Annotated in this window: 4 protein-coding genes; 3 read left to right on the top strand and 1 reads right to left on the bottom strand. The window is 63.6% G+C overall.

Annotation, left to right across the window (positions count from 1 at the left end; translation table 11 throughout):
- Positions 1 to 1,185: phytoene desaturase family protein (locus tag WA989_RS12505; protein WP_424340825.1), on the bottom strand; the 1,185-nt coding region annotated here is incomplete at its 3' end.
- A 91-nt stretch (positions 1,186 to 1,276) separates the two neighbouring features.
- Here WA989_RS12505 and WA989_RS12500 point away from each other — a divergent pair.
- The 3 genes from WA989_RS12500 to WA989_RS12490 all read left to right on the top strand — a co-directional run.
- Complete coding sequence (locus WA989_RS12500) at positions 1,277 to 2,140, top strand: polyprenyl synthetase family protein (RefSeq protein ID WP_424340824.1); 864 nt, start codon at positions 1,277 to 1,279, stop codon at positions 2,138 to 2,140.
- Positions 2,088 to 3,251: a methyltransferase gene (locus tag WA989_RS12495; RefSeq protein WP_424340823.1), complete on the top strand. Its 1,164-nt coding sequence runs from the start codon at positions 2,088 to 2,090 to the stop codon at positions 3,249 to 3,251. Before WA989_RS12500 ends, WA989_RS12495 begins: the two co-directional genes overlap by 53 nt.
- 104 nt (positions 3,252 to 3,355) lie before the next feature.
- Positions 3,356 to 3,841, top strand: a 486-nt coding sequence (locus tag WA989_RS12490; RefSeq protein ID WP_424340822.1) for an alcohol dehydrogenase catalytic domain-containing protein, incomplete at its 3' end; no start/stop codon positions are given.

The following is a 3,841-nucleotide window of genomic DNA, read 5'->3' as shown; positions in this document are numbered from 1 at the left end:
GCTCTGCAGGCGCCTTGTCATACGGGCGTGGCATTGGGCGGTCTCCTCGTCGGAATAGGTGTGCGTATCGCCGTCTGCAGGCGCGTTGATCAGGCTGAAATAGGGCTGGGGGCCGCCGCTATCGGGCGCGCAGAGATAGACGGTTGGGTCGCCGGGAACAGCGCGCTCGTCGAAGACAGCGTCGAACTCGGCCTTGTAGTCATCCGAGAAGAAGACGTTGTGATGGCTGAGGGCGGGGCCGTCCTGACCGGCGGCGAACGTCCAGGTCATCGCGCTCTGGGAGCGTGTGTCCGAGCGGGACGGCAGGGCGCGGGCCGCATTCCTGCCGAACTCGCCGCCTGCCAGCGCCGCAACGTCGCCATTGCAGATGACGGCTTTTGCGGCGATGCGCCTGCCGCCTGCCAGACGCACGCCGCTCGGCTTTCCGGCGGTGAACTCGACCTCCTCGACATGGGCGCCATACTCGAAGCTAGCCCCATTCTCTTCGGCGAGGCGCGCAAGGGCCTGCGCCAGCAGCGTGAGTCCGCCGGGGATCTTCCAGACGCCGAGCCGCTCGACATGGGCGACCAGCATCAGCGTGCCGGGGCAGAGGAAAGGCGAGGCCCCGCAATAGGTGGCATAGCGCGCAAAAAGCTGGATCAGGCGCGGGTCATCGAACTGTTTCGAGAGCACCTGCCAGAGCGATTCGAACGGGTTCAGCCCGAGCAGCTGGACGGCCGAGCGCGAGGTGAGCAGTTTGAAGAAATCCGGCTCAGGCGCGAGCATGAAGGAGGAGGACAGCGTCTCGAAAACCCGGCCCGCCATGTTGCTGAAGGCGAGATATTTTTCCGCTTCGCCGCGCGAGGAGAATTGCGCGACCGCTTCATAGCTCCGATCGAGATCGGAATAAAGGTCGAGCGCGGCCCCGCCGCTCCAGAAATGCCGGGCGAGTTCGTCTGCCGGATTGAGGGTGAGATGATCGTCCAGCACGGCGCCGGCCTCGCGGAAGATCGTCTCGAAAACGCTGCGGAGCGTCAGCACGGTGGGGCCGCAATCGACGGGCTGGCCGCCAATATCGCGCGTCTCGATCTTGCCTCCCGGATCGCTCGCCCGCTCGGCGACAGTCACATCGGCATGGCGAGACAGGATGGCGGCGGCCGTAAGCCCCGCAATGCCTGCACCAATGATGACGATCCTGGGTCGCATGAGCGTGGCGGGCCCTCCAATGGACACTTTAAAGCGTCAATCTTTGTTGACACAAGTCTGTGTCTATATAAAGTGGCAATCAGGAGGCGACATGACAGTTGATGCCCAAATCAGTGCGTATCTTGAGCAGGCCCTGTGCACAGGGAAGGCCGATAACTGTCCGCCCAAACTGAAATCAGCCTTGCAGCATGCCGTGTTTCCCGGCGGCGCGCGTGTGCGCCCGAAGCTTTGCCTTGCTGTGGCAAGCGCCTGCGAACCGGGCGTCGATCTCAGCGATGCGCTGGCCGCGGCAGCCGCGCTCGAACTGCTGCATTGCGCCTCGCTCGTTCATGACGATCTGCCCTGTTTCGATGACGCCGACCAGCGCCGCGGCAAGGCTTCGGTTCACATCCGCTATGGCGAGCCGATTGCCGTCCTCGCCGGGGACGCGATGATCGTTCTGGCCTTCCAGACGCTGGCGCTCAAGGCCCCCACCTATTTCCGCGAGCTGACGCTCGTCATGGCCGATGCGACCGCGCCGCCCAATGGCATCTGCGCCGGGCAGGCCTGGGAAAGCGAAGCCGAGATCGATCTCGAAGCGTATCATAATTCCAAAACGGCGGCGCTGTTCGTCGCGGCCACGCGGGCAGGGGCTGTCTCGGTCGGAGCCAGCGATGCAGGCTGGCGGCCGCTCGGAGAATATCTCGGACAGGCCTATCAGCTTGCTGACGATCTGCGCGATGCCGTGCTCTCGCCTGAAGACCTCGGCAAGCCGGCAAAGCAGGACACGCGCAATTGCCGGCCGAGCGCGGTTGAGTCCTATGGCGTTTCCGGCACCTATCAGCGCCTGCGCGGCGCGATAGAGGCGGCAGCCGATTCGGTTCCGCTGTGCGCCGGGACAGAGAGCCTGCGCCAACTCATCCATGCTCAAGCCGTCCGCCTCACCCCTGAACACCTTGTCCAAGACGTCGCCTGAGCGCGCCGCGGCAAGGAAGGCCTCTCTTCTCGATCGCCTGAAAGACGCCCGCTCTGCGCTTTATGCCAGTCCGGGCTTCCAGACATTCTGTTCCGGCTTCTGGCCGACCCGCTTTGTCGCTCGTTCGAAGGCTGCCGGCGTCTTCGATCTCTGCGCCGGCTTCGTCTATTCGCAAATCCTGTTCGCCTGTGTGCGCCTTGAGCTCCTGCCCGTGCTGAAGGTGCAAAGCCTGACCCTGCGGGAGATCGCCAATCATTGCGGCCTGCCGCAGGACGGGGCGGCCCGCCTTGTGAAGGGCGCAGCGGCGCTCGGCATATTGGAGGCGAGATCCGGGGGGCGCTACGGGCTGGGGAGCGTGGGCGCCGCAGTGCTCGGCAATCCCGGCCTGCAGGGCATGATTGCCCATCACGATCACCTCTATTCTGACATGACAGACCCTGCCGCGCTCCTGGAAAACCGTTCGAAATCAACCGCGCTCGCCCAGTACTGGATTTATTCTCCGTCGCCCTCGGACATGGATGCCGACCGCGCCGTAAAGGAAACCTATTCCAATCTGATGCGGGACACCCAGCTCGCAGTCGCCGCTGAGGTGCTGCGCGCGTATAGCTTTGCTCGTCATGAGCGGCTGCTCGATGTCGGCGGCGGGGATGGGACATTCCTGCGCATGGCAGCCGAAGACGCGCCCGGCCTCGACCTCTCCCTGTTTGAATTGCCCGCTGTGGCGGAGCTCGCGCAAGAGAGGCTGGAGGACGCGGGCATCTCTGCGGACGTCCATGCGGGAAACATGTTCGAGGAAGACTGGCCGGACGGGGCGGATCTCATCACGCTGATCCGGGTCTGCCTCGATCATGATGATGACCGGGTCGCGACCCTTCTGTCACGGGCGCGCAAGGCGCTGAAGCCGGGCGGCGTGCTCCTGATCGGCGAACCAATGGCCGATTCGCCAAAAGTCGGTGATGCCTATTTCGGCTTTTATCTCTGGGCGATGGGATCAGGGCGCGCGCGAACCTCTTCGGAAATCCGCCAGATGCTCGACCAGGCCGGCTTCAGCGAGACGCGTGTCCTTAAAACCGGCCTGCCAGACCTCGTTCGAGTCATCCGCGCATCGTAAATAAAGTTTGACAATCCAAACTGTCAATTTATGCTGACACCATGATCAATTCAGCGCAACCAGCTCATGGGAATACTGCTGAAGGTTCGCAACAAAACGCGGGCGTGATCCGTAAGCTCGGGCTGCAATCAGACGCCATCGTCTTTACCGGACACCGCCAGGTCGGGCTCAACCGTCTCGATCTGAAGCCTCTGAAAGAGGGCGATCTGCTTGTCGAAATAGACTGGAGCGGTGTCAGCACAGGGACCGAAAGGCTCCTTTGGTCCGGCGACATGCCGCCCTTTCCAGGTCTCTCCTATCCGCTCGTGCCCGGTTATGAATCGGTCGGCCGGGTCGTCCAGTCCAAGGGCGCACCAGACTGGGTCGGCGAACATGTCTTTGTGCCGGGCGCCAATTGCTATGAAGACGCGAGCGGCCTGTTCGGCGCCACGGCTTCGCACGTTGTTATTCCGGCCGCCCGCGCTGTGCGTCTTGGGGCGCAGGGGCGTGAAAGCGACGTCCTTCTCGCGCTCGCCGCGACGGCGCATCATGCGGTCACCCGCTCTGAGCTTCCTGGGCTGGTTATCGGGCATGGCGTGCTCGGCCAGCTG

This window comes from Henriciella sp. (genome assembly GCF_049649345.1).
Taxonomy (GTDB): domain Bacteria; phylum Pseudomonadota; class Alphaproteobacteria; order Caulobacterales; family Hyphomonadaceae; genus Henriciella.
This window is presented reverse-complemented; position numbering and strand designations above follow the sequence as displayed.